Source organism: Kocuria sp. JC486, from assembly GCF_011602805.1.
Taxonomy (GTDB): Bacteria; Actinomycetota; Actinomycetes; order Actinomycetales; family Micrococcaceae; genus Kocuria; species Kocuria soli.
In genome coordinates, this window is the sequence record NZ_JAAOZS010000008.1 from 46452 (window position 1) to 72312 (window position 25861).

General features: G+C 67.6%; 23 protein-coding genes. 21 read left to right on the top strand and 2 right to left on the bottom strand.

Annotated elements, in window-relative coordinates; translation table 11 throughout:
* The first annotated feature begins 9 nt into the window (after positions 1–9).
* The 3 genes from GWK18_RS05995 to GWK18_RS06005 all read left to right on the top strand — a co-directional run bounded on the left by GWK18_RS05995 (position 10) and on the right by GWK18_RS06005 (position 2214).
* The gene (locus GWK18_RS05995) at positions 10–561 is read left to right on the top strand and encodes a hypothetical protein (RefSeq protein ID WP_245192928.1); all 552 of its coding nucleotides are present in this window, start codon (positions 10–12) and stop codon (positions 559–561) included.
* On the top strand, positions 558–1148 hold the full coding sequence (locus GWK18_RS06000; RefSeq protein ID WP_123825663.1) for a GNAT family N-acetyltransferase: 591 nt from the start codon (positions 558–560) through the stop codon (positions 1146–1148). Before GWK18_RS05995 ends, GWK18_RS06000 begins: the two co-directional genes overlap by 4 nt.
* Before the next feature lie 97 nt (positions 1149–1245).
* Positions 1246–2214, top strand: coding sequence for a bifunctional riboflavin kinase/FAD synthetase (locus tag GWK18_RS06005; RefSeq protein ID WP_166833851.1), 969 nt, complete (start codon positions 1246–1248; stop codon positions 2212–2214).
* A 16-nt stretch (positions 2215–2230) separates the two neighbouring features.
* Here the strand turns inward: GWK18_RS06005 and GWK18_RS06010 are convergent, their stop codons facing one another.
* On the bottom strand, positions 2231–3244 hold the full coding sequence (locus GWK18_RS06010) for an aldo/keto reductase (RefSeq protein ID WP_166833853.1): 1014 nt from the start codon (positions 3242–3244) through the stop codon (positions 2231–2233).
* Positions 3245–3587: 343 nt separating this feature from the next.
* Between GWK18_RS06010 and rpsO the strand changes: the two genes are divergently transcribed.
* From rpsO to dapF, 17 genes are all read left to right on the top strand, one after another.
* Positions 3588–3857 (top strand): 30S ribosomal protein S15, encoded by a 270-nt coding sequence (rpsO, locus tag GWK18_RS06015; RefSeq protein WP_123825669.1) that lies wholly within the window; start codon positions 3588–3590, stop codon positions 3855–3857.
* A 361-nt stretch (positions 3858–4218) separates the two neighbouring features.
* A complete protein-coding gene (locus GWK18_RS06020; RefSeq protein ID WP_166833856.1) occupies positions 4219–6495 on the top strand; it encodes a polyribonucleotide nucleotidyltransferase in 2277 nt (758 codons plus the stop codon).
* 156 nt (positions 6496–6651) lie between these two features.
* The gene (locus GWK18_RS06025; RefSeq protein WP_166833858.1) at positions 6652–8049 is read left to right on the top strand and encodes a pitrilysin family protein; all 1398 of its coding nucleotides are present in this window, start codon (positions 6652–6654) and stop codon (positions 8047–8049) included.
* A gap of 54 nt (positions 8050–8103) precedes the next feature.
* The gene (dapB, locus tag GWK18_RS06030; RefSeq protein WP_348535856.1) at positions 8104–8862 is read left to right on the top strand and encodes a 4-hydroxy-tetrahydrodipicolinate reductase; all 759 of its coding nucleotides are present in this window, start codon (positions 8104–8106) and stop codon (positions 8860–8862) included.
* Complete coding sequence (locus tag GWK18_RS13430; RefSeq protein WP_348535850.1) at positions 8859–9560, top strand: hypothetical protein; 702 nt, start codon at positions 8859–8861, stop codon at positions 9558–9560. The genes dapB and GWK18_RS13430 overlap by 4 nt, the downstream gene beginning before the upstream one ends.
* Before the next feature lie 10 nt (positions 9561–9570).
* A complete protein-coding gene (dapA, locus tag GWK18_RS06040; protein ID WP_166833862.1) occupies positions 9571–10485 on the top strand; it encodes a 4-hydroxy-tetrahydrodipicolinate synthase in 915 nt (304 codons plus the stop codon).
* 54 nt (positions 10486–10539) lie between these two features.
* Positions 10540–12240 (top strand): ribonuclease J, encoded by a 1701-nt coding sequence (locus GWK18_RS06045; protein WP_166833864.1) that lies wholly within the window; start codon positions 10540–10542, stop codon positions 12238–12240.
* 227 nt (positions 12241–12467) lie between these two features.
* Positions 12468–15470 (top strand): DNA translocase FtsK, encoded by a 3003-nt coding sequence (locus tag GWK18_RS06050; protein WP_166833866.1) that lies wholly within the window; start codon positions 12468–12470, stop codon positions 15468–15470.
* 4 nt (positions 15471–15474) lie between these two features.
* Positions 15475–16116 (top strand): CDP-diacylglycerol--glycerol-3-phosphate 3-phosphatidyltransferase, encoded by a 642-nt coding sequence (pgsA, locus tag GWK18_RS06055; protein ID WP_245192929.1) that lies wholly within the window; start codon positions 15475–15477, stop codon positions 16114–16116.
* Positions 16117–16120: 4 nt separating this feature from the next.
* Complete coding sequence (locus tag GWK18_RS06060; RefSeq protein WP_166833868.1) at positions 16121–16639, top strand: CinA family protein; 519 nt, start codon at positions 16121–16123, stop codon at positions 16637–16639.
* Positions 16640–16751: 112 nt separating this feature from the next.
* Entirely contained in the window at positions 16752–17189 is a 438-nt protein-coding gene (locus GWK18_RS06065) for a helix-turn-helix transcriptional regulator (RefSeq protein ID WP_166833870.1), read from the top strand.
* Between the two features lie 126 nt (positions 17190–17315).
* On the top strand, positions 17316–17537 hold the full coding sequence (locus tag GWK18_RS06070) for a DUF3046 domain-containing protein (RefSeq protein WP_166833872.1): 222 nt from the start codon (positions 17316–17318) through the stop codon (positions 17535–17537).
* A gap of 278 nt (positions 17538–17815) precedes the next feature.
* On the top strand, positions 17816–18916 hold the full coding sequence (gene recA / locus GWK18_RS06075) for a recombinase RecA (protein WP_123825689.1): 1101 nt from the start codon (positions 17816–17818) through the stop codon (positions 18914–18916).
* 80 nt (positions 18917–18996) lie between these two features.
* Positions 18997–19644, top strand: a complete 648-nt coding sequence (locus GWK18_RS06080) for a regulatory protein RecX (protein WP_348535851.1) — start codon at positions 18997–18999, stop codon at positions 19642–19644.
* Positions 19645–19851: 207 nt separating this feature from the next.
* Complete coding sequence (miaB, locus tag GWK18_RS06085; RefSeq protein ID WP_123825748.1) at positions 19852–21387, top strand: tRNA (N6-isopentenyl adenosine(37)-C2)-methylthiotransferase MiaB; 1536 nt, start codon at positions 19852–19854, stop codon at positions 21385–21387.
* A gap of 4 nt (positions 21388–21391) precedes the next feature.
* Positions 21392–22345 carry a tRNA (adenosine(37)-N6)-dimethylallyltransferase MiaA gene (gene miaA / locus GWK18_RS06090; RefSeq protein WP_348535857.1) on the top strand — a complete coding sequence of 318 codons (954 nt, stop codon included), beginning with the start codon at positions 21392–21394 and terminating at the stop codon, positions 22343–22345.
* 180 nt (positions 22346–22525) lie between these two features.
* On the top strand, positions 22526–23452 hold the full coding sequence (gene dapF, locus GWK18_RS06095) for a diaminopimelate epimerase (RefSeq protein WP_166833951.1): 927 nt from the start codon (positions 22526–22528) through the stop codon (positions 23450–23452).
* Here the strand turns inward: dapF and GWK18_RS06100 are convergent.
* Positions 23433–24071, bottom strand: a complete 639-nt coding sequence (locus GWK18_RS06100; RefSeq protein WP_233568824.1) for a methyltransferase — start codon at positions 24069–24071, stop codon at positions 23433–23435. The two genes, dapF and GWK18_RS06100, sit on opposite strands and share 20 nt — an antisense overlap.
* A 125-nt stretch (positions 24072–24196) precedes the next feature.
* Here GWK18_RS06100 and hflX point away from each other — a divergent pair, with 125 nt between their 5' ends.
* Positions 24197–25855, top strand: a complete 1659-nt coding sequence (gene hflX / locus GWK18_RS06105; RefSeq protein WP_123825693.1) for a GTPase HflX — start codon at positions 24197–24199, stop codon at positions 25853–25855.
* The last annotated feature ends 6 nt before the right edge of the window (positions 25856–25861 follow it).

A 25861-nucleotide genomic window follows, 5' to 3' on the forward strand; every position in this document is an offset into this window, starting at 1 on the left:
GAAGCAGGAATGAGGCAAAACCCCACCACACCGTCGACCACAGCATCAGAGGACACGGGACCCCGCGACCGCACCGACGGCGTGCTCCAGCGCCGGTTCGGTCCCAAAGGCGACGACGCCGCACGGCGCCCCGACGCCAAGAGCACCGGATTCGGGCGGGTCATCATTGCGATCTACGGGATCTTCGCCCTGTCCGCCGGGGTGCGTTCGGCCTACCAGATCGCCATGCAGTTCGGTGTGGCACCTCTGGCCTATCTGCTCTCCCTGTTCTCCGCGGTGGTCTACGTCCTGGCCGCCGTTGCCCTGACAAGACGTGGAGCCGCCTGGCACCGGGTGGCTTCCGCGGCCGTCGTCGTCGAACTCGCGGGCGTGCTGGGGATCGGGCTCTGGACGTACCTGGCGCCGGACCTGTTCGCGGACGAGACGGTCTGGTCGCACTTCGGTCAGGGGTACGGCTTCATCCCGCTGGTCCTGCCCGTCGTCGGGCTCCTCTGGCTGTGGCGCACCCGCCCGAACCGGGAGCCTGCCGTGCTGCACCCGGAAGACAAGGAACACGCATGAACGCGCTGCAACTGCCCACCGAACCGCCCACGCTGAGCGACGAGAAGGTGACGCTCGCGGCGTTGTCCGAGGCCGACGTGGATCAACTGGTGCTCAACTGCACCGATCCCACGGCGGTCAAGTGGACCACCGTCCCCACCCCGTACACGGAGCAGGACGCCCGGGGGTACATCCTGGAATACGTGCCCAAGGCTTGGCAGGAAGGCTCCGCGCTCAACTGGGCCGTCCACGACCACGACGGCCAGCTCCTGGGCACCATCGAACTGGCCCGGGTTCGGGCATCGGCGGCGGACATCGGCCTGAACTTCGGCCCCCATGCCCGTGGCACCGGTGCCGCCGTCGCCGCGTGTCGACTGCTGATCGACTACGCCTTCGACGAGCTGGGCCTGACCCACCTGCACTGGATCGCCTTCGACGGGAACTGGGCCTCGGTCAAGCTCTCCTGGAAGGTCGGGTTCCAGGAGCCCGTGTTCATCCCGGGGTTCTTGGAACAACGGGGGGAGTTGTGGGACTGCTGGCACGCCACACTGCTCGCGTCATCACCCAGGACCGCCGAGCGCGATTGGCGGGTTCCGACGTCGTCCTGAACCGGAGCAACCCGGGGAAACCGCTACCCTGTGGGCGGGGCACATCGCGCCCCACCCCTGAACCGTCCGATCACTCGCACCGCCGTCAAGGAGCACTGTGCACCGCTTCCACAGCCTCACCGAAGTCCCCGAGGACTTCGGGCCCTCCATCGTGACGGTCGGTAATTTCGACGGCGTCCACCGGGGTCATCAGGAAGTGCTGCGCAAGCTGGCGGACAAGGCACGGGAGGCCGGCTGTCAAGCCGTGGTCCTGACCTTCGACCCCCACCCGGCGGAGGTGCACCGGCCGGAGAAACACCGCGGCAAGATCATGGGCACCCAGGACAAGCTGGACGCCATGGAGAAGCTCGGACTGGACGCGGTGTTGGTGCAGCACTACGACCTCAACTTCGCAGCGCAGTCCGCCGAGGAGTTCGTGGTCGACTACCTCCGCAAGGGCCTCCGTGCCCAGTGCGTGGTGGTGGGGGCGGACACCCGATTCGGTCACGGCAACAGCGGGGACGTCAACGTCCTCCGACAGTTGGGGCAGGACCACGGGTTCGACGTCGTCGTGGTCGAGGACCTGGAAGGTGTGTTGCCCGGGGAAGGCACGGACCGGCGGGTGTCCTCGACCTGGATCCGGGAACTGCTGGCCGACGGCCAGGTCGCCCAGGCCGCCTCCATGTTGGGCCGCCCCCACCGGGTCCGCGGCACCGTGGTCCACGGCGCGGCCCGCGGGCGGGAACTGGGATTCCCCACCGCCAACCTGGATTCACAGGGCGACGGGTACGTCCCGGCCGACGGCGTGTACGCCGGATGGCTCCTGGACGAGCACGAACACCGCTGGCCCGTCGCCGTCTCGGTCGGGTCCAATCCGACGTTCGACGGCGTGTCCCGCGTGGTCGAAGCACACGTGATCGACCGTCCCGTGGAGCGCGTGGAGGACTTCGACCTCTACGGGCAGGAGGTCGTGGTCGAGTTCGTGGAGCGGCTACGCGGAATGGTCGCCTACGAAGGCGTGGAGAAACTCATCGAGCAGATGCGTAGGGATGTGGACCAGACCCGCGACATCCTTCGCGGGGCCTGATCCCACCCGCCCCGCTTCAGAGCTCTTCGTGCTCCAACGGGTTGAATCCCGACGCCGAGAGACCCGTGTGCATGAGCTTGATGCGGTGCATCTGCTCTGGGGTGAGTTCCCAACCGAAGACGTCCAGGTTCTCCGCCATCCGCTTGGTCTTGGAGGTCTTGGGGATCGGCACCACCCCGTTCTGGATGTGCCAGCGCAGGACCACCTGGGCTGGGGTGTGTCCCTGATCCGAGGCGATCTCCCGGATCCATTCGTGCTCCAGCACCTTGGAGTCATACCCCAACGGCGCCCAGGCCTCGACGAAGATGCGGTGCGCATGGTGGTGCGCGCGTAACGCTTCCTGTTGGTACTGCGGCTGCAGCTCCACCTGGTTGACGGCCGGCGCCTCACCGGTCTTGGCGATCAGTTCATCCACCATTTCCGGGGTGAAGTTGGAAACACCCACGGAGCCCACCAGCCCCTCCTCCCGCAGTTCGAGCATGGTGCGGAAGGAGTCCACGTACAGCCCCCGCTCGGGATTCGGCCAGTGGATGAGGTACAGGTCCACCTTGTCCAGGTGGAGGCGACGGAGGGAGCCTTCCAAGGAACGACGCACGGAGTCGGTGCCGTGGTCGCGGCCGGGGAGCTTGGTGGTGACGAACACGTCCTCGCGGGGGAGCCGAGAGTCCTTGAGGGCCCGGCCCACCCCCGCTTCGTTCTCGTAGTTCGCCGCGGTGTCGATCAGGCGGAAACCTGCGTTGAGGGCCTCGTACACGGCCACTTCCGCCGCGGCGTCGTTCAGTCGAGCGGTGCCCAGGCCGATCGGGGGGATCGCGTTGCCGTCGTTGAGCGTGTAGCGACGTCCGGCGACGCCCACCTGGTCGGCCAGGTCACGGTCGAAGTCGTGCTGGTCGAAGAAGTCGTCCTGCTTCTCGGCGTCGTCACCGGCTGCGGCAATCCTGGCCTCGTCGTATTCAATGGTCGGCTGCTGGTCGTCCGAGCCGCCGTCTTCGGGAGAGCCGGGCGCGGGGTGCTTGGTGCTGAAACTCATGGTTCCACCTTCCGAGAGGCTGGGTCGGGCCAAGGCCCGACGCGTGCGGATCCATTCTGCCCATCAGGGACCTGTTGATGGGAGGGAACACGGCACCTTGACTCGTCATGATCTCCCCGGCCTCCGGTCGCGGCCGGATGTCTGGACCATTCCACGGCGAGGTGTCCGAGGTCGCGGCGACAACCATGGGCGTCGAAAGCTCCGGTTTGCTAGCATGGTCGGCGGTCCGCCTGCAGTCCGTGGTGGACGGACCCCCGGAAGGCCCGCGAAGGTGTGGCCGCAAGGGACCCGGCACGCATCCTCGTGCCCGGGCCGCACGGCACTGAACTTAAAGGAGTTCACCATGGCCCTTGACGCAGCAGTCAAGCAGGAAATCATCAAGGAGTACGCGACTCACGAGGGCGACACCGGTTCGCCCGAGGTCCAGATCGCTGTTCTGTCCCGTCGCATCTCGGATCTCACCGAGCACCTGAAGATGCACAAGCACGACCACCACACCCGCCGCGGCCTGATGGCCCTGGTCGGTCGCCGTCGTCGCATGCTGACCTACCTGCACGACACCGACATCGCCCGCTACCGTGCGCTCATCGAGCGTCTCGGCCTGCGCCGCTGATCACCGTCTTGAGCCGGGGCGGGGTCGAGCCCGTTCCATGGGCCCGGCCCCGCCCCGACCACATTCCATCCCACTTTCCACCGATTCCCCACCCTCAAATCCCCGCGCACACGCCGAGTACCTGACAGGGTGGAGACGCAAGACCCGTTCACGCCGTGAGGCGCGAACAACGACGGCGCCCAATGGGCCCGTCCCGCACGGAAGTGCCACCGAGATCCGGGTGACGGTCCTCGACAGTGGCTCACGGAAATGCCCGCCCAGACGTGGGCACGGTCCGTGGGCTTCGATCGAAGGCCGAACGCGGAAACGGTGGCTTCTGTGCGAAAAAACAGAAGAAACCCACACGAAATGGAGGTGACCCGTGGAGGGTCCCGAGATTCAGTTCGCAGAGGCCGTCATCGACAACGGCCGCTACGGCAAGCGCGTCGTGCGCTTCGAAACCGGTCTGCTGGCACAGCAGGCAGCCGGTTCCACCCTGGTGTCCATCGACGACGACACCACGCTGCTGTCCACCACCGCGATCGGCAAGAAGCCGCGCGACGGCTTCGACTTCTTCCCGCTGACGGTCGACGTCGAAGAGCGCATGTACGCCGACGGCCGTATCCCCGGCTCGTTCTTCCGCCGCGAAGGCCGCCCGTCCACGGACGCGATCCTGGCCTGCCGCCTGATCGACCGCCCGCTGCGCCCCGGTTTCGACAAGGGCATCCGTAACGAGGTCCAGGTGGTCGTGACCGTCCTGGCCATCGACCCGGACGAGATCTACAACACCGTGGCCATCAACGCCGCGTCCATGTCCACCACCCTCTCCGGTGCCCCGTTCGGCGGCCCCGTGGGTGGTGTGCGCCTGGCCCTGATCGCCCAGTCCGACGGCACCCACCAGTGGGTGTGCTTCCCCAAGCACTCCCAGCTGGAGAACGCGGTCTTCGACATGGCCGTCGCCGGCCGCGTGGTCACCGCAGCTGACGGCTCCGAGGACGTCGCGATCATGATGGTCGAGGCCGAAGCCACCGACAACTCGTGGGATCTCATCCAGAGCGGGGCCGTGGCGCCGTCGGAGGAGATCGTCGCCGAGGGTCTGGAAGCCGCCAAGCCGTTCATCAAGGCCCTGTGCGAAGCCCAGTCGGACCTCAAGGCCCGCGCGGGCAAGCCCGCCATGGACCTGCCGTACTTCGGCGGCCACGGCGACGACGTCGCAGCGGCCGTCAAGGAGGCCGCCGGCACCCGCCTGGCCGAGGTCTACGCGATCGCCGGCAAGCAGGAGCGCGAGGACGCGACGGACGAACTGCACCAGTCGGTGCTGGCCGAGCTGACAGGAGAGGGCAAGCCGTTCGCGGATCGCCTCAACGAGGTCAACGACGCCTACCAGAAGCTCACGAAGGAGACCGTGCGCCAGCGCATCCTCCGCGACGGTGTGCGCATCGACGGCCGCGGGCCCAAGGACATCCGTGAGCTGACCGCCATGGTGGAGATCCTGCCCCGCGTCCACGGCTCCGCGATCTTCCAGCGCGGCGAGACCCAGATCATGGGCGTGACCACGCTGAACATGCTCAAGCTCGAGCAGCAGATCGACTCCCTGTCCCCGGTGAAGTCCAAGCGGTACATGCACCACTACAACTTCCCGCCGTACTCCACCGGCGAGACCGGCCGCGTGGGTTCCCCCAAGCGCCGCGAGATCGGACACGGTGCCCTGGCCGAGCGTGCCCTGGCCCCGGTCATCCCCTCGCGCGAGGAATTCCCGTACGCCATCCGTCAGGTCTCCGAGGCCCTGGGCTCCAACGGCTCGACCTCCATGGGTTCCGTGTGCGCCTCGACCCTGTCGATGCTCAACGCCGGTGTGCCGCTGCGCGCCCCGGTCGCGGGCATCGCCATGGGCCTGGTCACCGGCCAGGTCGACGGGAAGGACGCCCACGTGGCCCTGACCGACATCCTGGGTGCCGAGGACGCCCTGGGCGACATGGACTTCAAGGTCGCGGGCACCAAGGACTTCGTGACCGCGATCCAGCTGGACACCAAGCTCGACGGCATCCCCGCCGACGTCCTGGCCGCGGCCCTGACCCAGGCCCGTGAGGCCCGTCTGGCGATCCTGGACGTGCTGAACTCCGCGATCGACGCCCCGGACGAGATGTCCGAGCACGCACCGCGGATCATCACCGTCAACGTCCCCGTGTCCAAGATCGGTGAGGTCATCGGCCCCAAGGGCAAGATGATCAACCAGATCCAGGAGGACACCGGAGCGGACATCTCCATCGAGGACGACGGCACGGTCTACATCGGCGCCGTCGACGGCCCGTCGGCGGAAGCCGCACGGTCGGCGATCAACGCCATCGCCAACCCGCAGGTTCCGGAAGTCGGGGAGCGTTACCTGGGTACGGTCGTCAAGACCACCACCTTCGGTGCGTTCGTGTCCCTGACCCCGGGCCGTGACGGTCTGCTGCACGTGACCGAGCTGCGCAAGCTCAACGACGGCAAGCGCGTGAACGACGTCGACGACGTCGTGTCCGTCGGCCAGCAGGTCCAGGTCGAGATCACCAAGGTCGACGACCGCGGAAAGCTCTCGCTCTCCCCAGTGGTTGCCGAGGACGAGTCGGCCGGGTCCGATGACTCCGCCGAGGCCCCCGAGGTTGCCGAGGAGAACTGATCCTCCGCGCCGTCCCGCGGGACGGCAGCCGATGGCCGTCATCCCCGGTGCTCCTTAGAGCCCCGGGGATGACGGCCATCACGGGCCTTCGGGCTCGCCGTGATCCGCGCGTCGGATCCCCGTGAAACTCACCCGACAGGAGTCGTTGGTTCTCGCATGACCGTTGTTGATCTGCCCCTGCTGGCCACCACCGTGGCCTCCGCGCTGGACGCGGGGGGACGTGGAACCGGGAGCGGCCAGGGAGGCGTTGTCGGCGGGTTCACGCACGTCGTCCACGACGGCGACGGCGGCGCCGTCGTCACGCGCACCGTCCTGCCCTGCGGAACCCGCGTCCTCACGGAATCCATGCCGGGACTGCTCTCGGCCACCGTGGGATTCTGGGTGGGCGTGGGGTCGCGCGACGAACAGCCGGGTCACCTGGGCTCGACGCACTTCCTGGAACACCTGCTCTTCAAGGGCACCACCAAGCGCAACGCGCTGCAGATCGCGGAGGCCTTCGACGCGGTCGGTGGGGAGTCCAACGCGATCACCGCCAAGGAACACACCTGCTACTACGCCCGGGTGCTCTCCGAACAGTTGCCCATGGCCGTGGACGTGCTCATGGACATGGTGGCCGACGCCGTCCTGGACCCGGAGGAACTCGAACGCGAACGCGGGGTGATCCTGGAAGAACTGGCGATGGACCAGGACGACCCCACGGACGTGGCCTTCGAGCACTTCACCGAGCACGTGTTCCGTGGCAACCCCCTGTCGCGCCCGATCGGCGGTACACCGGAGGAGATCCTCGCGGTCCCGCGCGCACGCGTGTGGGAGCACTTCCGCGAGTTCTACCGGCCGGAGGGCCTGGTGGTCACGGCCGCGGGCGGGCTGGAGCACGCCGAGGTCGTGGACATGGTGGTGCGGTCCATGGCCGATGCCGGGTGGGACGCCTACGCGCCCGCCACACCGCGCGAGCGTCGGACCCGCGGATCCCTGGACGCGACCACACCGCAGCCCGACTGGGGCCGCCACGTGCTGCACCGCCCGGTGGAGCAGTCGAACGTCGTGGTGGGGCGCCCCGGGCTGGTGGCCGGGGACGACCGTCGGTACCACATGACCGTTCTCAACGCTGCCCTGGGCGGTGGAATGTCCTCGCGGCTGTTCCAGGAGATCCGGGAGAAGCGCGGGCTGGCCTACAACACGTTCTCCTTCGGCGGTTCCTACTCGGACGCCGGGTACTTCGGCATGTACGCCGGGTGCACGCCCGCCAAGACCGACGAGGTCCTGCGGCTCATGGTCGAGGAGCTCGACAAGCTGGCCCAGGACGGAATCGGCGAGGTGGAACTGGCCAAGGTCGTGGGGCAGCTGGCCGGCGGCACCGTGCTCGCGCTCGAGGACACCGGCTCACGCATGTCCCGGCTGGGGTCGGCCGAACTGACCACGGGGGAGTTCTACGACCTCGAAGAAACCATGGGGCGCGTCCGGGCCGTGACCCCCGAACAAGTTCAGGCGCTCGCCCAGGAACTGGCCGAAGGGCCCACCGTGGTGCAGATCGTGGCACCCGAGCAGAATTGACAGACAGCACACCCGCCGATGAACGCAGGAGAAGACGTGAGTGAGAACAGCACCGTGAACGAACCCGTCAAGGTGGCCGTCCTGGGCGCCCACGGCCGCATGGGCTCGGAAGCGGTCCGCGCCGTGGACAACGCCAAGGACGCGGACTTGGTCTGCACCCTGGACCACCGCGATTCGCTCCAGCAGTTGGTGGTGTCCGGCGCCCAGGTGGCGATCGACCTGACGGTCCCGAGTGCCACTGAGGACAACGTCCGGTTCTGTGTGGCGCACGGCATCCACTGCGTCGTGGGCACCACGGGATGGGACGACGAGCGGTTGGCCCGCCTCGAACAACTGCTGTCCGAGCACCCCGGGGTGGGGGTGCTGATCGCCCCCAACTTCTCGATCGGGGCCGTGCTGGCCATGCGGTTCTCGGCCGTGGCCGCCAAGTTCTTCGAATCGGCTGAGGTCATCGAGCTGCACCACCCGAACAAGGTCGATGCGCCCTCCGGGACTGCAGCGCGGACTGCCGCCTTGATCGCCCAGGCCCGTCAGGACGCAGGACTCGGCCCGTCGCCGGACGCCACGGAAACCGACCCCGACGGCGCCCGGGGCGCCAAGGTCGACGGTGTCTCCGTGCACTCCGTCCGCCTGCGCGGACTGGTCGCGCACCAGGAGACCCTGCTGGGCAACGAAGGCGAGATGCTGACCATCAAGCACGACTCCTTCGACCGGATCTCCTTCATGTCCGGTGTGCTGTTGGGCGTGCGCACGGTCGGTTCCCGGCCGGGTCTCACCCACGGCCTGGAACACTTCATGGACCTGGACGCGTGAGCCGGTCGCCGTCGTCGGGAACCACCCCGCCGTCCGGGCCGTCGTCGGATCGCAACTCAGACGGGCACCGGCGTTCGCCGGGGTCGCTACGGCTGTTGGGCTGGGTGGTGCTCCTGGCGGGGCTGATCACGCTGTGGCTGCTGCCGCTGCCGGCGGGGTCCAAGCTGACGATTCTGGTGATTGCCGCCTTCGCCGGGGTCTTCACCCTGCTCGAGTCCTCCAACCGCGGCAAGGCCCTGGCAGCGGTCATGGTGGCGCTGCTCGTGTTCTACCTGGGTGTCACGTTGCAGCGGGCCTGGATCCTGGTGAACTCGGAGGCCTGGATCAGCAAGGCTCTGGGCGTCGCGATCGTCGTCATCCCCGTCCTCGGGGTGTGGGCGTTGGCCGGGGAGCTGCTGTTCGGCGTGCGGATCGAACAGCTGGGGCGCCGTCTCGCGGAAGAGGGCGGACTGCCCGAGGACGACCTCCCGCGGCACCCCTCGGGGCGGATCGTGCGGGAAGCCGCCGATGCCCAGTTCCCCAGGTGGCAGGCCGAAGCCGAACAGGCTCCCGAGGACTGGCGGTCCTGGTACCGGCTGTCCCTGGCCTACAGCGCCTCCGGAGACACCCGCCGCGCGCGGGCCGCCATGCGTGATGCCGTGCGACTTTCTCGGGGACAGACGGACGCGGGGCCGGAGCCCGCGGGCCCGGCAAGTTAGGGTTAGCACCATGACTGCGCACCATGACAAGCCATTGTTCGGGACCCTGCTCACCGCCATGGTCACGCCGTTCAAGGACGACGGCTCCGTCGATCTGGCCGCAACGGAAGCGCTGGCCGTCCGGCTGGTCGACCAGGGCTGTGACGGTCTGGTCGTCGGCGGAACCACGGGCGAGTACTCGACCATGACCGACAACGAGCATGAAGCCGTGTTCCGTACCGTCAAGGACGCCGTGGGAGACCACGTGGCGTTGGTGGCCGGTGCCGGGTCCAACGACACGCAGCACACGCTGCACCTGTCGGCGCAGGCGCAGAAGGCGGGCATGGACGGTCTGCTGATCGTCACCCCGTACTACAACAAGCCCACGCAGACCGGTGTGGTCGCGCATTTCGAGACCGTGGCCGATTCCGTCGAGCTGCCGATCATGCTCTACGACATCCCCGGTCGCACCGGGATCCCGCTGTCCGTGGACACGCTGATCCGGTTGGCCGAGCACGAGAAGATCGTGGCCGTCAAGGACGCCAAGGCCAACCTGGCCGAAGGCATGCGGGTCATCACGGAAACCGACCTGCTCTACTACTCCGGCGACGACGGCCTCACCCTGCCGTGGATGTCCATCGGCGCGGTGGGCCTGGTGGGTGTCACGAGCCACGTGGACACCCCGCGCTTCCGTCGTCTGATCGACGCCATGCGCGCCGAGGACCTGCACGAGGCGTTGCAGATCGCCCACGAACTCGAGCCCGTGGTGCGCGCGACCATGACCCACGTCCCCGGAGCGGTGGCTGCAAAGCAGATCCTGCACTGGCAGGGGGCCCTGCAGAATCACCGCGTACGGCTGCCGTACGTCGACGCGACGGACACCGAGCTGGCGGCCATCAAGGCCGATCTCGAAGGATCCGTGGTGTCCGAAACCTTGCAGTTCTAGAAGAGATCTATTTCAACGCTCTCGTGGAGAGCAGCTATTTCAGAGAGGGGTCGCATGACCCATTGGATTGAAGACTTGAGCGAACCGCCCGCCCTGGGCAAGGACACCCTGCGGGTCACCCCGCTGGGCGGCCTGGGTGAGGTCGGTCGCAACATGACCGTGTTCGAGATCAACGGTCAGTTGCTCGTCGTGGACTGCGGCGTGCTCTTCCCGGAGGAGAACCAGCCCGGCGTGGACCTGATCCTGCCGGACATCTCCCACATCGAGGACCGCTTGGACGACATCGTGGCGATCGTGCTCACCCACGGGCACGAGGACCACATCGGTGCCGTCCCGTACCTGCTCAAGCGCCGCAACGACATCCCCGTGCTGGGGTCTCAGCTGACGTTGGCGCTGGTCGAGGCCAAGCTGCGTGAGCACCGGATCAAGCCGTACACGCTGGCCGTCCGCGAAGGACAGGTGGAGAAGCTCGGCGAGTTCGAATGTGAATTTGTGGCCGTGAACCACTCGATCCCGGACGCCCTGGCCGTATTCATGCGTACCAAGGCGGGCACTGTCCTGCACACGGGTGACTTCAAGATGGACCAGTTGCCCCTGGACGGCCGCATCACGGACCTGCGGCACTTCGCCCGGCTGGGCGAGGAAGGCGTGGACCTGTTCCTGACGGACTCGACCAACGCCGAGGTCCCGGGTTTCACCCCCACGGAGAAGGACATCGGGGGAGTCCTCACCGACGTCATCCAGAAGTCGAGCCAGAAGGTCGTCGTCGCCTCCTTCTCCTCGCACGTGCACCGCGTGCAGCAGGTTCTGGACGCCGCTGTGGCCGCCGGGCGCAAGGTGGCCCTGATGGGTCGTTCGATGGAACGCAACATGGGCATCGCCGCGGAACTGGGCTACCTGGACGTTCCGGAAGGCGTGCTGGTGGACCAGAAGAAGGTCGAGCAGTTCCGCGACGACGAACTGGTCATCATGTGCACCGGTTCCCAGGGCGAGCCCATGGCCGCACTGTCGCGCATGGCACGCGGGGATCACCGCGTACAGCTGCGTGAAGGCGACACCGTGATCCTGGCCTCCTCCCTGATCCCGGGCAACGAGAACTCCGTGTTCCGCATCATCAACGGGCTCATGCGCCTGGGTGCTCACGTGGTGCACAAGTCCAACGCCAAGGTGCACGTCTCCGGACACGCCTCGGCCGGCGAGTTGCTGTACTGCTACAACATCGTGGAGCCCGAGCACGTCATGCCCGTCCACGGCGAGATCCGGCACCTCATGGCCAACGGCGAACTCGCCGAGGCCACGGGCGTGCCCCCGGAGAACGTCCTGCTGACGGAGAACGGCACGTGCGTGGACATGAAGGACCACAAGGCGCGGATCGTGGGTGCCCACGAGATCAAGTTCGTCTACGTGGACGGCTCCTCCGTCGGTGAGATCACGGAGGAGGACCTCAAGGACCGCATCGTGCTGGGGGAGGAGGGCTTCGTCTCGGTGGTCACGGTGATCGACCGAAAGAACAAGCGCGTGGTCAACGGCCCCGACATCCACGCTCGGGGCGTTGCCGAGGACGATCGCGTCTTCGACGACATCATCCCCAAGGTCACCGGTGCACTCGAGGACGCCCTGCACGAGCCCAAGCAGTACACGACGCACCAGTTGCAGCAGATCGTGCGCCGCACCATCGGCCCGTGGGTGGGGCGCAAGCTGCGCCGCAAGCCCATGATCGTGCCCGTGGTGATCGAGGTCGGCTCCGACAGCTGACCCCGGACAACCGCATGAGCGCAAGCTCGGACCGGCCCGTTCACCGTCACGGTGAACGGGCCGGTCGGTTCCCAGGGGCCGTACGGCAACTGTGTCCAGCTGTACGGGCATGCGGCGCCGTGTTTTTTTGGGGGGCGGGGAGAGAGAGACGGCACGTGAGGGCCGTCAACCGCGTCCAAGGTGCGCCGGTCTGAGCCTGTTTTGCGGCGTCGTTTACCCTAGAACGTATGGCGACTCGTACTTCCCCCGCCCGCAAGGGTGCCTCGACGTCGCGCGGATCAACCACCTCGAAGGCCAAGAAGGGCACTTCGAAGGCCCCCACCACGGGATTCGGTGAACGCGCGGTCGAAGCACTCGTCGGCACCTGGCTCTGGTTCGCGCACCTGATCGGTGGCGCGGTCCGACGCATCGGCACCCTCCGCACCGACCTCGACCCCGAGGACCGTCGCGACGGTGGGGCGCTCGTCGTGCTCTGCGCGGGTCTGGTCATCGCGCTGGTCGAGTGGTGGAGCCTCTACGACGCCGGCATTCCCGGCGTGTCCACGGTCGCCTCCGGTGTTCACTGGCTCGTGGCGGGCCTGATCGGCTGGGCCGCGCTCGTCCTGCCGCTGGCCCTGATCGGTTTCGCGCTGCACGTCTTCCGCCGGCCGGTCCCGACGACGACGAACAACCGCATCGCCCTGGGCTCGGCCGTCGCCGTCCTGGCGGGCTCGGGTCTTGCCCACGTGATCGGCGGCGCCCCGGGCGTCACCGAGAGCTTCCAGGCCCGACTCACCGCCGGTGGCGCCTTCGGCTACCTGGTCGCCGGTCCGTTGGGGTCCGTGATCACCCCGCTGGGCGCAGGTGTCCTGTGCGCCGCCGTGTTGGCCTTGAGCGTCCTGATCATCACCGGGACGCCGTTCGCCCAGATCGGCCCCCGACTCGCCCACACCTGGGACGTCATGGTCGGTGCCCAACCCCGCGAGCACCACACCGATCGCCTGGGTGCAGAGGAACACGACCGTTCCTACCTGGACGACCGCGACCCGCAGCCCGTGAACGATCGGGCTGCCCGACGTGCCGCGCGCAAGCAAGCCAAGAGGGAGAAGCAGGAGGCCGCCGAGCGCGCCCGCCTGGACCGGTACGACGGCGACGAGGCCTTCGAAACCGCCGTCATCGGCGAACCCACCGACGAGGTGCCCGTGGTCGCGGATCAGCGCACCGGGCGTGCCGGTGGGCGCTCGTCGACCGATTCAGGGTCCAACCGCCACGCGGTGCCCGTCTTCGACATCGAATCCGGGGACGAGGCCCGCGGCAGCTCCCGGCACGACGACGAATCGACGCCCTCGGCTGCACCTGCTGCCGCCCCCGCGTCCTCCTTGCGCCCGGGACAGAAGCGCCCCACGCGCGATCAGCTCGCCGCGCAGGAACTGCGCCGCGAGCAGGGGCTCGAAGCCTCCACGAGCGGCGCCGCAGACACCGCAGCGGGATCCGGTGCCGCCGCCCTGATCGGCGACGACGGAGCCGACGGCGAGGCACTCTCCGGACAGGTCGTCGCCCCGGCAGCGCAGAGCACACCGATCCCCGAACGCACCGAACAGTTGCAACTGGACGGGGACGTGGCGTACTCGCTGCCGTCGTCGTCGTCGCTCATCCAGGGCGCTCCCGCCAAGGAACGCTCCGAGGCCAATGACGCCGTGGTGCGTGCCCTGACCGAAACCCTGCAGCAGTTCAAGGTGGACGCGGAGGTCACGGGCTTCTCCCGCGGCCCCACGGTGACCCGGTACGAAATCGAACTGGCGCCCGGGACCAAGGTCGAGAAGGTCACGGCCCTGTCCAAGAACATCTCCTACGCGGTGGCCTCCTCCGACGTCCGCATCCTCTCCCCCATCCCGGGGAAGTCCGCGATCGGCATCGAGATCCCCAACACGGACCGTGAAACCGTGGTGCTGGGTGACGTGCTGCGCTCGCAGGCCGCGCGGAAGAACGACCACCCCATGGTCATGGGCGTGGGCAAGGACGTCGAAGGCGGTTTCGTGGTGGCCAACCTGGCCAAGATGCCGCACATGCTGGTGGCGGGCGCCACCGGTGCCGGTAAGTCCTCGTTCGTGAACTCGATGATCGTCTCGCTGCTCATGCGCGCGACCCCGGACGAGGTCCGCATGGTCATGGTCGACCCCAAGCGCGTGGAACTCACCGCGTACGAGGGCGTCCCGCACCTGATCACGCCCATCATCACCAACCCCAAGAAGGCCGCCGAGGCCTTGCAGTGGGTGGTCCGGGAGATGGACGCACGCTACGACGACCTGTCGCACTACGGCTACAAGCACATCGATGACTTCAACAAGGGCGTGCGCAACGGCAAGGTGCAGCCCGAACCGGGGTCCAAGCGGAAGATCAAGCCGTACCCGTACCTGTTGGTGATCGTGGACGAGCTGGCCGACCTCATGATGGTCGCCCCGCGCGACGTTGAGGACGCGATCGTGCGCATCACCCAGCTGGCCCGCGCGGCCGGCATCCACCTGGTGCTGGCAACGCAGCGCCCGTCCGTGGATGTGGTGACCGGTCTGATCAAGGCCAACGTGCCCTCCCGCATGGCGTTCGCCACCTCCTCCGTCACGGACTCCCGCGTGGTCCTGGACCAGCCCGGTGCCGAGAAGCTGATCGGCCAGGGTGACGCCCTCTTCCTGCCCATGGGCGCTTCCAAGCCCATGCGTGTCCAGGGCGCCTGGGTGGCCGAGTCCGAGATCCACGAGGTCGTGGAGCACGTCAAGTCCCAGATGAAGGCCAATTACCGCGAGGACGTGGTCCAGGAGGCCCCCAAGAAGGAGATCGACGAGGACATCGGGGACGACCTGGACGTGCTGCTGCAGGCCGTGGAGTTGGTGGTCACCACGCAGTTCGGCTCGACCTCCATGCTGCAGCGCAAGCTCCGGGTGGGCTTCGCGAAGGCCGGCCGACTCATGGACCTCATGGAGTCCCGCGGTGTCGTCGGGCCTTCCGAGGGTTCCAAGGCCCGTGACGTCCTGGTGCGCCCGGACGACCTTGCCGCGACCTTGGCCGTGATCCGCGGCGAGGAGCCGCCCACCGCCGTCGTCGTGGGTGCCCAGGAGCACGCCGGCACCGGCGGAACCGCGGGCGACTCCGGGACCGACCCACTCGCCGAGCCCACGGGCCCGGCCGCCACCGACTACTACGACGACGCCGAGGATCCCGAGTCCGAGGACGCCTGGCAGCTGACGGGACGCTGATCCGATGATGACAACCACTGATTCCCAGACTCCGTCGCAACCGGCGAAGACCTCCAACTGGAACCTGCCCAACGCCCTGACCACCCTGCGGATCCTCATGGTTCCTTTCTTCGTGTGGTTCCTGGTGGCCGGTGGGGCGTTCGGTGAGGCGTCCTTGGGGATGCGATGGGCCGCGTTCGTCGTGTTCGGGCTCGCGATGCTCACGGACAAGCTCGACGGTGACATCGCCCGCGCCCGCGGTCTGATCACGTCTTTCGGAAAGATCGCCGACCCCATCGCGGACAAGCTGCTCACGGGATCGGCGTTCGTGGTGCTGTCCCTGCTGGGTGAACTGTGGTGGTGGGTCACGATCGTGATCCTGGTCCGCGAATGGGGCATCACCCTCATGCGTTTCGTGGTGATTCGCTACGGCGTAATGGCCGCGGGCAAGGGCGGCAAGCTCAAAACCGTGCTGCAGACCATCGCGTTGCTGGTCATGCTGCTTCCCCTCGTGCCCGTCGTGGGTACCTGGTGGGCGTGGTTGGGCTGGTTCTTCATGGCGCTGGCCTTGATCCTCACCGTGGTGACCGGCATCGACTACGTCATCAAGGCCTGGAAGCTGCGCCGGGACGCATTAGCCGCCGGTCGGCCCGTGGACCACAGCTGACGTCATGGAACGTCACGAAGGAACGAACGATTCCGACCAGATTGCCGCGGCCCGGCAGGCCATCGTGGCAGCGGTCGATCGCGGACTGACCCTCGGCACCGCGGAGTCCCTGACCGGCGGCTCGGTGGCTGCCGCGCTCGTGTCGGTCCCCGGCGCTTCGGAAGCCTTCGAAGGTGCCGTGGTGTCCTACTCCCACGCCGTGAAGACGCGCACCCTGGGGGTTCCGGCCGAGTTGTTGGAGCGCGTGGGCGCCGTGGATGCGCAGGTCGCCGAGGAAATGGCGCGAGGCGCGCGGCGCGCGCTCGGGGTCGACGTCGCCGTCTCGACGACGGGTGTGGCCGGTCCCGAACCCCACGACGGCAAGCCCGTGGGGACCGTGTTCGTGGCGGTCGCCGGACCCGGAGGCACCAGTTCCACGGAACTGCACCTGGACGGAGACCGCGCAGAGATCCGTGAACAGAGCGTGCTCGCCGCCCTGCGCGACGTGACCACGCATTGCCGGCACTCAGAAACCTCCCAGTAAATCCCGGCTTCCGTGGGGAACAATCAAGACTTAGTCGGCGGTTGTACCCGTCGACGGCCCAGCACAGGGCCATCCGGGAGCTGCTCACCGCAGCCTCCGGGCCACGCGGATCATGATCCGCACGATTGAGGAGCCAACCATCACGACGACCAAGACCCCCGTGTCCGTCAACGGAGTCATCCGCTGGAAGGACGTCGAGACCACCACCGCCACCGAGTCTGCCTACGCAGAACCCAAGCCGGTCGTGCTGCGTCAGGAAATTGGCGAGGTACTGCGTTCCGTCCGTCAGCGTCAGGGCCGCACCCTGCGCGAGGTCTCCCACTCCGCACGAGTCTCGCTCGGCTACCTGAGCGAGGTGGAGCGTGGACAGAAGGAAGCCTCTTCGGAGCTGCTGGCCTCGATCTGCGCCGCACTCGATGTCCCCGTGTCCGCCATGCTGCGTGAAGTCGCCGATCGCGTGGCGGAAGCCGAGGGCAACCTGGCACCGGACACCGTTCCGGCCGAGCTGCGGGAGCAGTACCACCGTGAGTTCGGTGCCCGCGCGCACTGATCTTCACCTGACTTGAACAATCGGGTCCAACACGTTCATCGCGTGCGACCCGTGAGAGCATCGGGACCCGACGGCCACGGCCGTCGGGTCCCGGTGCCGTTGGGCGTTTCAGCATGGAGGAGAGGCATGCGGTTGAGCAGGGTCCACGTGGTGCTCGAGCACGAGTTCGGGTCGGGTCAGGGGCGGCTCCTGGCACAGGACGTCGTCCTTGGCGAACTGGGGCACCGCACGGCCCAGCAGGCACTCGACGACGGCGAGGACCCCAAGACCGTGTGGTTCGCCCTGTGCAAGAACCAGGACGTCCCGCGTGAGCGCTGGTGGGGACCGGACCAGGAACCCAAGAGATGACACGCCGCGGGAACGCATCCGAACATGTGTTCGAAAAACCTGTATTGTCTTCGACGTGCTCGCGGTAAGTCCTTTGGGCTCCACAGCGCGGAACATTGCCCTGCGGTCGAGTTCTTCCCCCTCGGCCCCGGGACCCGTGCTTGTGTTGTCCGAGCCTCTGCCTAGCGTTGTCGGTGACAGCTCAGGCGGGAGCTGAGGATTGTTCCTCGAGCACCACAGTCATTCCGCGCCACCACGGCGGCCACAGTGGCCGTACCACGATGTACACGAGGTGAACCATGGCCCCCAAGACCAATTCGGCGAACACCGGTTCCGACCGGGAGAAGGCACTCGACACGGTGCTGGCCCAGATCGACAAGAACTACGGCAAGGGTTCCGTGATGCGTCTGGGCGAACGGCCCGCGCAGAAGGTGGAAGTCATCCCCACGGGCTCCATCGCCCTGGACGTGGCACTGGGCACCGGTGGTTTCCCGCGCGGTCGTGTGGTCGAGATCTACGGGCCGGAGTCCTCCGGTAAGACCACCGTTGCCCTGCACGCCGTGGCCAATGTCCAGAAGGCCGGTGGCATCGCCGCGTTCATCGACGCCGAGCACGCCCTGGACCCGGTCTACGCCCAGAAGCTCGGTGTGGACATCGACAACCTGCTGGTTTCCCAGCCGGACACCGGTGAGCAGGCGCTGGAGATCATGGACATGCTGGTGGGCTCCGGGTCCATCGACATCGTTGTCATCGACTCCGTGGCCGCCTTGGTTCCCAAGGCGGAGATCGAAGGCGAGATGGGTGACTCCCACGTGGGTCTGCAGGCACGTCTGATGTCCCAGGCGCTGCGCAAGATCACGGGTCGACTGTCGCACTCCCAGACCACCGCGATCTTCATCAACCAGCTGCGCGAGAAGATCGGCGTGTTCTTCGGCTCTCCGGAGACCACCACGGGCGGTAAGGCGCTGAAGTTCTACGCCTCCGTCCGCGTGGACGTCCGTCGCATCGAAACCCTCAAGGACGGCGCGAACCCGGTGGGTAACCGAACCCGGGCCAAGATCGTCAAGAACAAGATGGCTCCGCCCTTCAAGCAGGCCGAGTTCGACATCCTGTACGGCCACGGGATTTCCACGGAGGGTGGCCTGATCGACCTGGGTGTCGAACAGGGCATCGTCAAGAAGTCCGGTGCCTGGTTCACCTACGAAGGTGACCAGCTCGGGCAGGGCAAGGAGAATGCCCGCCGGTTCCTCAAGGACAACCCGGAGATGGCCATGGAGATCGAGCACAAGATCCTGACCAAGCTGGGCATCCTCGAGGAGGACACGCCGGAGGTCGACGACGACGGCGTGATCGCCGACTTCGGCGAGACGGACAACGCCTCCGCCAAAGCTGCCTTCTGAGCCCAGCCCACACCCCAACAGCGTCCCGGCCCCGAAAGTGATGATTCCTTTCGGGGCTGTGGAGTACCCGGAGGCCTCGCGTGACTGAGTCCACGTCCATGAACGAATCGCCGTACGAGAAGCGCCGACGGCGAGCACAGGAACGTCACCGCCGTTCGGGCAAGGCGGAGGAGCCGTCGTCGTCCGCTGTGGCGGCTGACCAGGATGCCGAGGTTCACGAATCCGCCCGGAACATCGTGTTGCGTCAGCTCACGGCCTCCGCCAAGTCCCGTCGGCAGCTCGAGGACAAACTTGCCGACCGGGGTGTTCCCGAGGACGTGGCCATGAGCGTCCTGGACCGTTTCGAGGACGTCGGGCTCGTGGACGACGCCGCGTTCGCGGAGACTTTCGTGCGCTCCCGGGCCGAGACCCGCAAACTGGCCCGCCCCGCACTGCGTCGGGACCTGCAGGCCAAGGGCATCGACCCGGAACTGGCCGAGCAGGCGCTCGAGCAACGTACCGACGAGGACGAGCGGGCAGACGCCCTGGACCTGGTGCGGCGCAAGGCGCCGTCGGGGGAGCAGCTGGCCGAACAGTTGGCGGATCGGAAGACCCGGGACAAGCTGACCCGGCGACTCGTGTCCATGCTGGCCCGCAAGGGCTACGCCCCGGGCATGGCCTTCGACGTCGTCAAACAGGTGCTGGGGGAATCGGAAGACGACCTGCCCGGAGAACTGGGCAGCCCGTAACCGGAGTGTCGTCCTGTTCGAGATCATGCTTTCCTACCGATCCACACGCGAAAACGTGCGGGAAAGCATGTTCTGGAGCTCGGGGGCAGCGGGCCGCGGCTGATTTGACCCCGCCACTATCCTTGTCGCGTGAGTGCGAGCCCCGTTGACCTGACAAAGAACGCCGATGTGCATGCCGGTACCGACGACGCCCGAGCGTCCCGCGCCGTGACCAGGCAGGCGCCCTCGACCGAGGCCCCCGAGATTCCGGTCCTGGACTCGCCGCGCTCCTACGACGTTCGAACCTTCGGGTGCCAGATGAACGTCCACGACTCCGAACGCATCACGGGTCTGCTGGAGACCGCCGGATACGTTCCCGTGCAGAACGGGGAGGACCCGGACCTGGTGGTGTTCAACACCTGCGCGGTCCGTGAGAACGCGGACAACAAGCTCTACGGGCACCTCTCCCAGCTGGTCCCCACCAAGCAGAAGAACAAGGACTTCCAGGTGGCCGTGGGTGGCTGCCTGGCCCAGAAGGACCAGGACACGATCCTCAAGAAGTCTCCCGTGGTGGACGTGGTGTTCGGGACGCACAACATCGGATCCCTGCCGGTCCTGTTGGAACGTGCGCGGCACAACGAACAGGCTGAGATCGAGATCCTGGAATCCCTGGAGACCTTCCCGTCTGCCCTGCCCACCAAGCGCGACCAGGCCTACGCGGGCTGGGTCTCGATCTCCGTGGGCTGCAACAACACGTGCACGTTCTGCATCGTCCCGTCCCTGCGCGGCAAGGAAGAGGACCGGCGCCCCGGTGACATCCTGGCCGAGGTCCAGGCCCTGGTGGACCAGGGTGCCGTGGAGGTCACGCTTCTGGGCCAGAACGTCAACTCCTACGGTGTCTCCTTCGGGGACCGTTTCGCGTTCTCCAAGCTCCTGCGCGCCTGCGGGGAGATCGAGGGTCTGGAGCGGGTGCGTTTCACCTCACCGCACCCGGCCGCCTTCACCGACGACGTCATCGACGCGATGGCCGAGACTCCCAACGTCATGCCACAGCTGCACATGCCGCTGCAGTCCGGCAGCGACAAGGTCCTGCGCGAGATGCGGCGTTCCTACCGGTCCAAGAAGTTCCTGGGCATCCTGGAGAAGGTGCGTGAGCGCATCCCGCACGCGGCGATCACCACCGACATCATCGTGGGCTTCCCTGGGGAGACGGACGAGGACTTCGAGGACACCATGCGAGTGGTCGAGGCCTCCCGGTTCTCCTCGGCTTTCACCTTCCAGTACTCGGTGCGGCCCGGAACCCCGGCGGGGGAGCGCGAGGACCAGCTGCCCAAGGCAGTCGTCCAGGAACGCTTCGAACGACTGGTGGCTCTGCAGGATCGCATCGCGGCGGAGGAGAACGCCGCGATCGTCGGGCGCACCGTGGAACTGTTGGTGACTGCCGACGCGGGCAAGAAGAGCGGCGAGACCCATCGCCTCTCCGGGCGCGCGCAGGACCAGCGGCTCGTGCATTTCTCCGTTCCCGACGGCGCCGAGGCTCCGCGTCCCGGTGACTTCGTGACCGTTCCCGTGACACAGGCGGCGGCCTACCACCTGATCGCGGACCCGACCGCGGAGCAGTACGAGCTGCGTCGCTCCCGCGGCGGCGACGCCTGGGAGCGCGAACAGGCGGCTTCCTGCGGAACGGGCAGCGGCGCGACCGGGCAGGTCAGCCTGGGCATGCCCACGATCCTCGCGGGCTCACCCTCGGCACCCCGTGGCTGACGCAATCGGCGCGCTCGACCCCGATGAATCCTCCGGAGGCGGTGGCGCGGAAACGCCGATCGTCGCGCTGGTTGGCCCCACGGGGACGGGCAAGACGGCGCTGAGCATCGCCCTGGCCCAGCAGCTCGGCGGCGAGGTGGTCAATGCCGACTCGATGCAGTTCTACCGGGGCATGGACATCGGCACCGCCAAGGCCACGGTCGACGAACGCCAGGGCGTGCCCCACCACCTGCTGGACATCATGGAGGTCACGGAGGAAGCCTCCGTAGCCCGGTTCCAAGCGCAGGCCCGCTCCTGCTTCGCCGAGATCCGCTCGCGCGGTCGGGTCCCGATCCTGGTCGGTGGCTCGGGGCTCTACGTGCGGGCGGCCTTGGACCGTATCGAATTCCCCGGAACGGACGCCGTCATCCGGGGGCGTCTGGAACAGGAGCTGCACGACGGCGGCCCCGGGCCACTTCGTGCCCGCCTGCGCCAGATCGACCCCGCCGCGGAGGAACAGATCCGCGACGACCGGCGACTGGTGCGTGCGTTGGAGGTCCATGAGCTGACGGGGCGGCCCTTCACCGCGTTCATGCCGGAACGCACCCACGTGGCACCCGCCGTGCAGATCGCACTGGACCTCGACCGTACCGTGCTCCACGAACGCCTGGAACGTCGCGTGCACGCGATGGTGCGGGGCGGACTCGAGGACGAGGTCCGCGAGCTCATTCCGCATGGTTTGCGGGAGGGCCGAACCGCGTCCCAGGCCCTGGGCTACGGCCAGTTCCTGGCCGTCGTCGACGGGACCATGACGGTGGACCGGGCGATCGAATCCACCGTGGTGGGAACCCGACAGTTCGCCAAGCGGCAACTCACCTGGTTCTGCGCCGATCCGCGCGTGCACTGGCTGCCGGCCGAGGATCCGCTGCTGGTGAATCGCGCGCTGGAGTTGGTCCGCTCCGGAACACATGCGGATTAGCATGGTCCGGTGACCAGCAACCAGCCTGAAGCCCTTCCCCAGGACACCACCGCGGAGGACACCGCACCGGACACCAATGCACCAGACGCCCCGACCGCTGACGAATCCGTGCGAGCTGATACCACGCCTGGTTCGACGTCGGATGCCAGGTCGGCGGGCAACGTCCTGGACGGGTCCCTGATGGACAGCGTTTTCGGTGAACTGACCGGTGTCCCTTTCCTGAAGGGCCACGGGACAGGCAACGACTTCGTCGTCGTCGTCGACCCGGAGGGCCGCCTCCTGTTGGCCGATGACACCGTCCGGCTGGCCTGCGACCGACACCAGGGCATCGGGGGTGACGGTTTCATCCGGGTGATCCGGTCGGCCAACCTGCCCGAGGGCCAGGAACTGCTCGAGCACACCCCGGATGCTGAATGGTTCATGGACTACCGCAACGGTGACGGGTCGATCGCCGAGATGTGCGGCAACGGGGTCCGGGTCTTCGTCCACGTGCTGGTCGGCCAGGGACTCGTGGACCTGGCGCACGGGGAGACCGTGCGGATCGGAACGCGGGCGGGGGTCAAGACCGTGGCCCGCACTGCAGACGGATACGCCGTGGACATGGGCCCCTGGGGGTTCATCGACGGCGACGGCGCCCGTTCCCGCGGTTCGGATGCCGTGGTGACGGCCAAAGGACTGCGCGTCCCGCGACCCGCCGTGTCCATCACCATGGGCAACCCCCACACCGTGGTGGCCCTGGCGGAAGGCGAGAAGCTCGACGCGCTGCAACTACACGCCGCGCCGCAGGTTCGACCCACCCCGCCCGACGGGACGAACGTGGAGTTCGTGGTCCCGATCGACGAGGAAGGTCAGGGCTCGGAGGAGATCGGCCGCATCCGGATGCGCGTCCACGAACGTGGCGTGGGGGAGACCCAGTCCTGCGGCACCGGTGCGTGCGCGGCGGCCGCCGCCACCCGCTTCTGGGCGGGGGAATCCGCACCGGACGAATGGGTCGTGGAAGTCCCGGGTGGAGCCGTCTCGGCCACGTTCGTGGAAGGGCCGCACGGTGCCGAGCACGTGGTGCTCGCGGGTCCCGCGACCGTCGTGGCTAGCGGGACGTTCGGCTGACGCGCAGGACCCTGAAGCCCTTCGACGTCGAATCCCGGGTCACCGACCACGGTTCCCCGGTCGCTTCCGGCAACGCACGGGTCAGCCAGGTCTGCAGCGAATCCGCCCCCAGATTCTTCTGGACCACCAGCCACGCCTCGCCCCCCGGGGTGAGTCTCGGCAACCACAGGAGCAACAGTTCGCGCAGGGCCTCCTTGCCGATGCGGATGGGCGGGTTCGACCAGATCACGTCGAATCGCCGGTCCTCCGGGACCTCCTGCGGCAGGTAGGCCTCTGCGGTGACCGAGTACGCGGCCGCGTTGTCCCGGGTCAGGGCCAGAGACCGCTCGTTGACGTCCACCGAGGTGACGCGCGGACGCGCGTCGTCCCGCTCGCCGTCCGCCCGCCCCGAGAAGCCGAGGGCCAGTGTGACGGGCCCCCAGCCGCAGCCGAGGTCCAGGAACTCGGCACCCAAGGGATCCGGGACGGCGTCCAGGAGAACCGCGGTGCCTTTGTCCAGAGCACCCGGGGAGAAGACACCGGCGGCAGTGACCACTCGTACCCGGCGCCCGCGAATCTCGACCTCGAGCTCCGAGCGGTTCTCGGGACCATCGGGTGTGGTGAAGTAGTGCGCCATCATGCCCGCTAGCCTAGGGGGAACCAGCCCGGTTCCGGTGCCGTAACCGATTGGAACAACCGGGCATCGGCCGTCGTTGTGTTCTGGACGGCAGAAGCCGTGCCATCAGTACCTTCCGAAAAGGATTCATGACCAACACCCACACCCAACCCGAACAGCCCGTCGGCGGCGACCGCCGCGGACACTCGCCCTCTGCGCAGGAACTCGAGGACGTCGTCGAACGTGTCCTGTCCCGAGCGCGTGCGGGACGTTCGGCCGCCGAACGCGACGCCGACGGCGCAGCGGCACCCGCCGAGGACTCCGGCCACGTACTCGGAGGCAGGGCCCGCGAACTCTCCGAGCGCACGGTCCACACCGGAGCCGACGGCGACCAGTACGACCTCGCCGCCCGCCAGTCCCTGCGGCGCGTGGCCAACCTGTCCACCGAACTCGAGGACATCACCGAGGTCGAGTACCGCGAACTGCGCCTGGAGAAGGTGGTCCTGGCCGGCCTGTGGACCTCGGGCCGCATTGAGGACGCCGAGAACTCCCTGCGCGAGCTCGCCGCGCTGGCCGAGACAGCGGGCTCCGAAGTCCTGGATGGCGTGATCCAACGCCGCGCCACACCGGACCCGGCCACCTACCTGGGCTCGGGCAAGGCACTGGAACTCAAGGACATCGTCGCTGCGACCGGGGCGGACACGGTGATCGTGGACGAAGAACTCGCACCCTCCCAGCGCCGCGCGCTGGAAGACGTGGTCAAGGTCAAGGTCATCGACCGCACCGGTCTGATCCTGGACATCTTCGCCCAGCACGCCAAGTCCAAGGAGGGCAAGGCACAGGTCGAACTGGCCCAGCTCGAGTACATGCTGCCGCGCCTGCGTGGTTGGGGTGGCAACCTGTCCCGTCAGGCCGGTGGACGCGCCGCCTCGGGTGAAGGCATCGGCTCCCGCGGTCCGGGTGAGACCAAGATCGAACTGGACCGCCGTCGGATCCGTGCCCGGATGGCCAAGCTCAAGCGCGAGATCGCGGCCATGAAGCCCGCCCGTGAGGCCAAGCGACTGAACCGGCGACGCAACGCCGTGCCCTCCGTCGCGATCGCGGGGTACACGAACGCCGGGAAGTCCTCGCTGCTGAACCGCTTGACGGACGCCGGGGTGCTCGTGGAGAACGCGCTGTTCGCCACGCTGGACCCGACGGTCCGCAAGGCCACGACGCCCGACGGCATCGGCTACACGCTCTCGGACACCGTGGGTTTCGTGCGTTCGCTGCCCACGCAACTGGTCGAGGCCTTCCGCTCCACGCTCGAGGAAGTGGCCGACGCCGACCTCATCCTGCATGTGGTGGACGGTGCCCACCCGGATCCGGAGGGACAGATCCACGCGGTTCGCGAGGTGCTGGCCGACATCGAGGCGAGCCAGCTGCCGGAAATCATCGTGGTCAACAAGGCCGACGCCGCGGACCCGTTCGTGATCGAGCGGTTGCGCAACACGCACAAGAACGTGGCGGTCGTGTCCGCCCACACGGGCCAGGGCATCGAGGAACTCAAGGAACTCATTTCGCAGTCGATCCCGCGACCCGACCACGTCCTGGACCTGGTGGTGCCCTACAGCGACGGCGACGTCGTCTCCCGCCTCCACGGGTGGGACGCGGAGATCCTGCGCACCGAGTACCTGGCGGAGGGCACGCACCTGCTGGTCAAGGTCCGCGAGGACCTGGCCGGTGAACTCGCACCGTTCGTCCCGGAGCACCCGCCGGAGTTCGCTGAGGCTGACACGACTCAGACCGACTCGCCGGAACCCCGGTAGGAGCAC

Bases quoted from the DNA above. Each gene is read 5' to 3' on its own strand.
- GWK18_RS06045 (WP_166833864.1), top strand. From the start codon at position 10,540: ATGACCCATTGGATTGAAGACTTGAGCGAACCGCCCGCCCTGGGCAAG.
- rpsO (WP_123825669.1), top strand. From the start codon at position 3,588: ATGGCCCTTGACGCAGCAGTCAAGCAGGAAATCATCAAGGAGTACGCG.
- GWK18_RS06010 (WP_166833853.1), bottom strand. From the start codon at position 3,244: ATGAGTTTCAGCACCAAGCACCCCGCGCCCGGCTCTCCCGAAGACGGC.
- GWK18_RS06025 (WP_166833858.1), top strand. From the start codon at position 6,652: ATGACCGTTGTTGATCTGCCCCTGCTGGCCACCACCGTGGCCTCCGCG.
- GWK18_RS06000 (WP_123825663.1), top strand. From the start codon at position 558: ATGAACGCGCTGCAACTGCCCACCGAACCGCCCACGCTGAGCGACGAG.
- GWK18_RS06060 (WP_166833868.1), top strand. From the start codon at position 16,121: ATGGAACGTCACGAAGGAACGAACGATTCCGACCAGATTGCCGCGGCC.
- pgsA (WP_245192929.1), top strand. From the start codon at position 15,475: ATGATGACAACCACTGATTCCCAGACTCCGTCGCAACCGGCGAAGACC.
- dapA (WP_166833862.1), top strand. From the start codon at position 9,571: ATGACTGCGCACCATGACAAGCCATTGTTCGGGACCCTGCTCACCGCC.
- dapF (WP_166833951.1), top strand. From the start codon at position 22,526: ATGGACAGCGTTTTCGGTGAACTGACCGGTGTCCCTTTCCTGAAGGGC.
- GWK18_RS05995 (WP_245192928.1), top strand. From the start codon at position 10: ATGAGGCAAAACCCCACCACACCGTCGACCACAGCATCAGAGGACACG.
- hflX (WP_123825693.1), top strand. From the start codon at position 24,197: ATGACCAACACCCACACCCAACCCGAACAGCCCGTCGGCGGCGACCGC.
- recA (WP_123825689.1), top strand. From the start codon at position 17,816: ATGGCCCCCAAGACCAATTCGGCGAACACCGGTTCCGACCGGGAGAAG.
- GWK18_RS06070 (WP_166833872.1), top strand. From the start codon at position 17,316: ATGCGGTTGAGCAGGGTCCACGTGGTGCTCGAGCACGAGTTCGGGTCG.
- GWK18_RS06065 (WP_166833870.1), top strand. From the start codon at position 16,752: ATGATCCGCACGATTGAGGAGCCAACCATCACGACGACCAAGACCCCC.
- GWK18_RS06050 (WP_166833866.1), top strand. From the start codon at position 12,468: ATGGCGACTCGTACTTCCCCCGCCCGCAAGGGTGCCTCGACGTCGCGC.
- GWK18_RS06100 (WP_233568824.1), bottom strand. From the start codon at position 24,071: ATGATGGCGCACTACTTCACCACACCCGATGGTCCCGAGAACCGCTCG.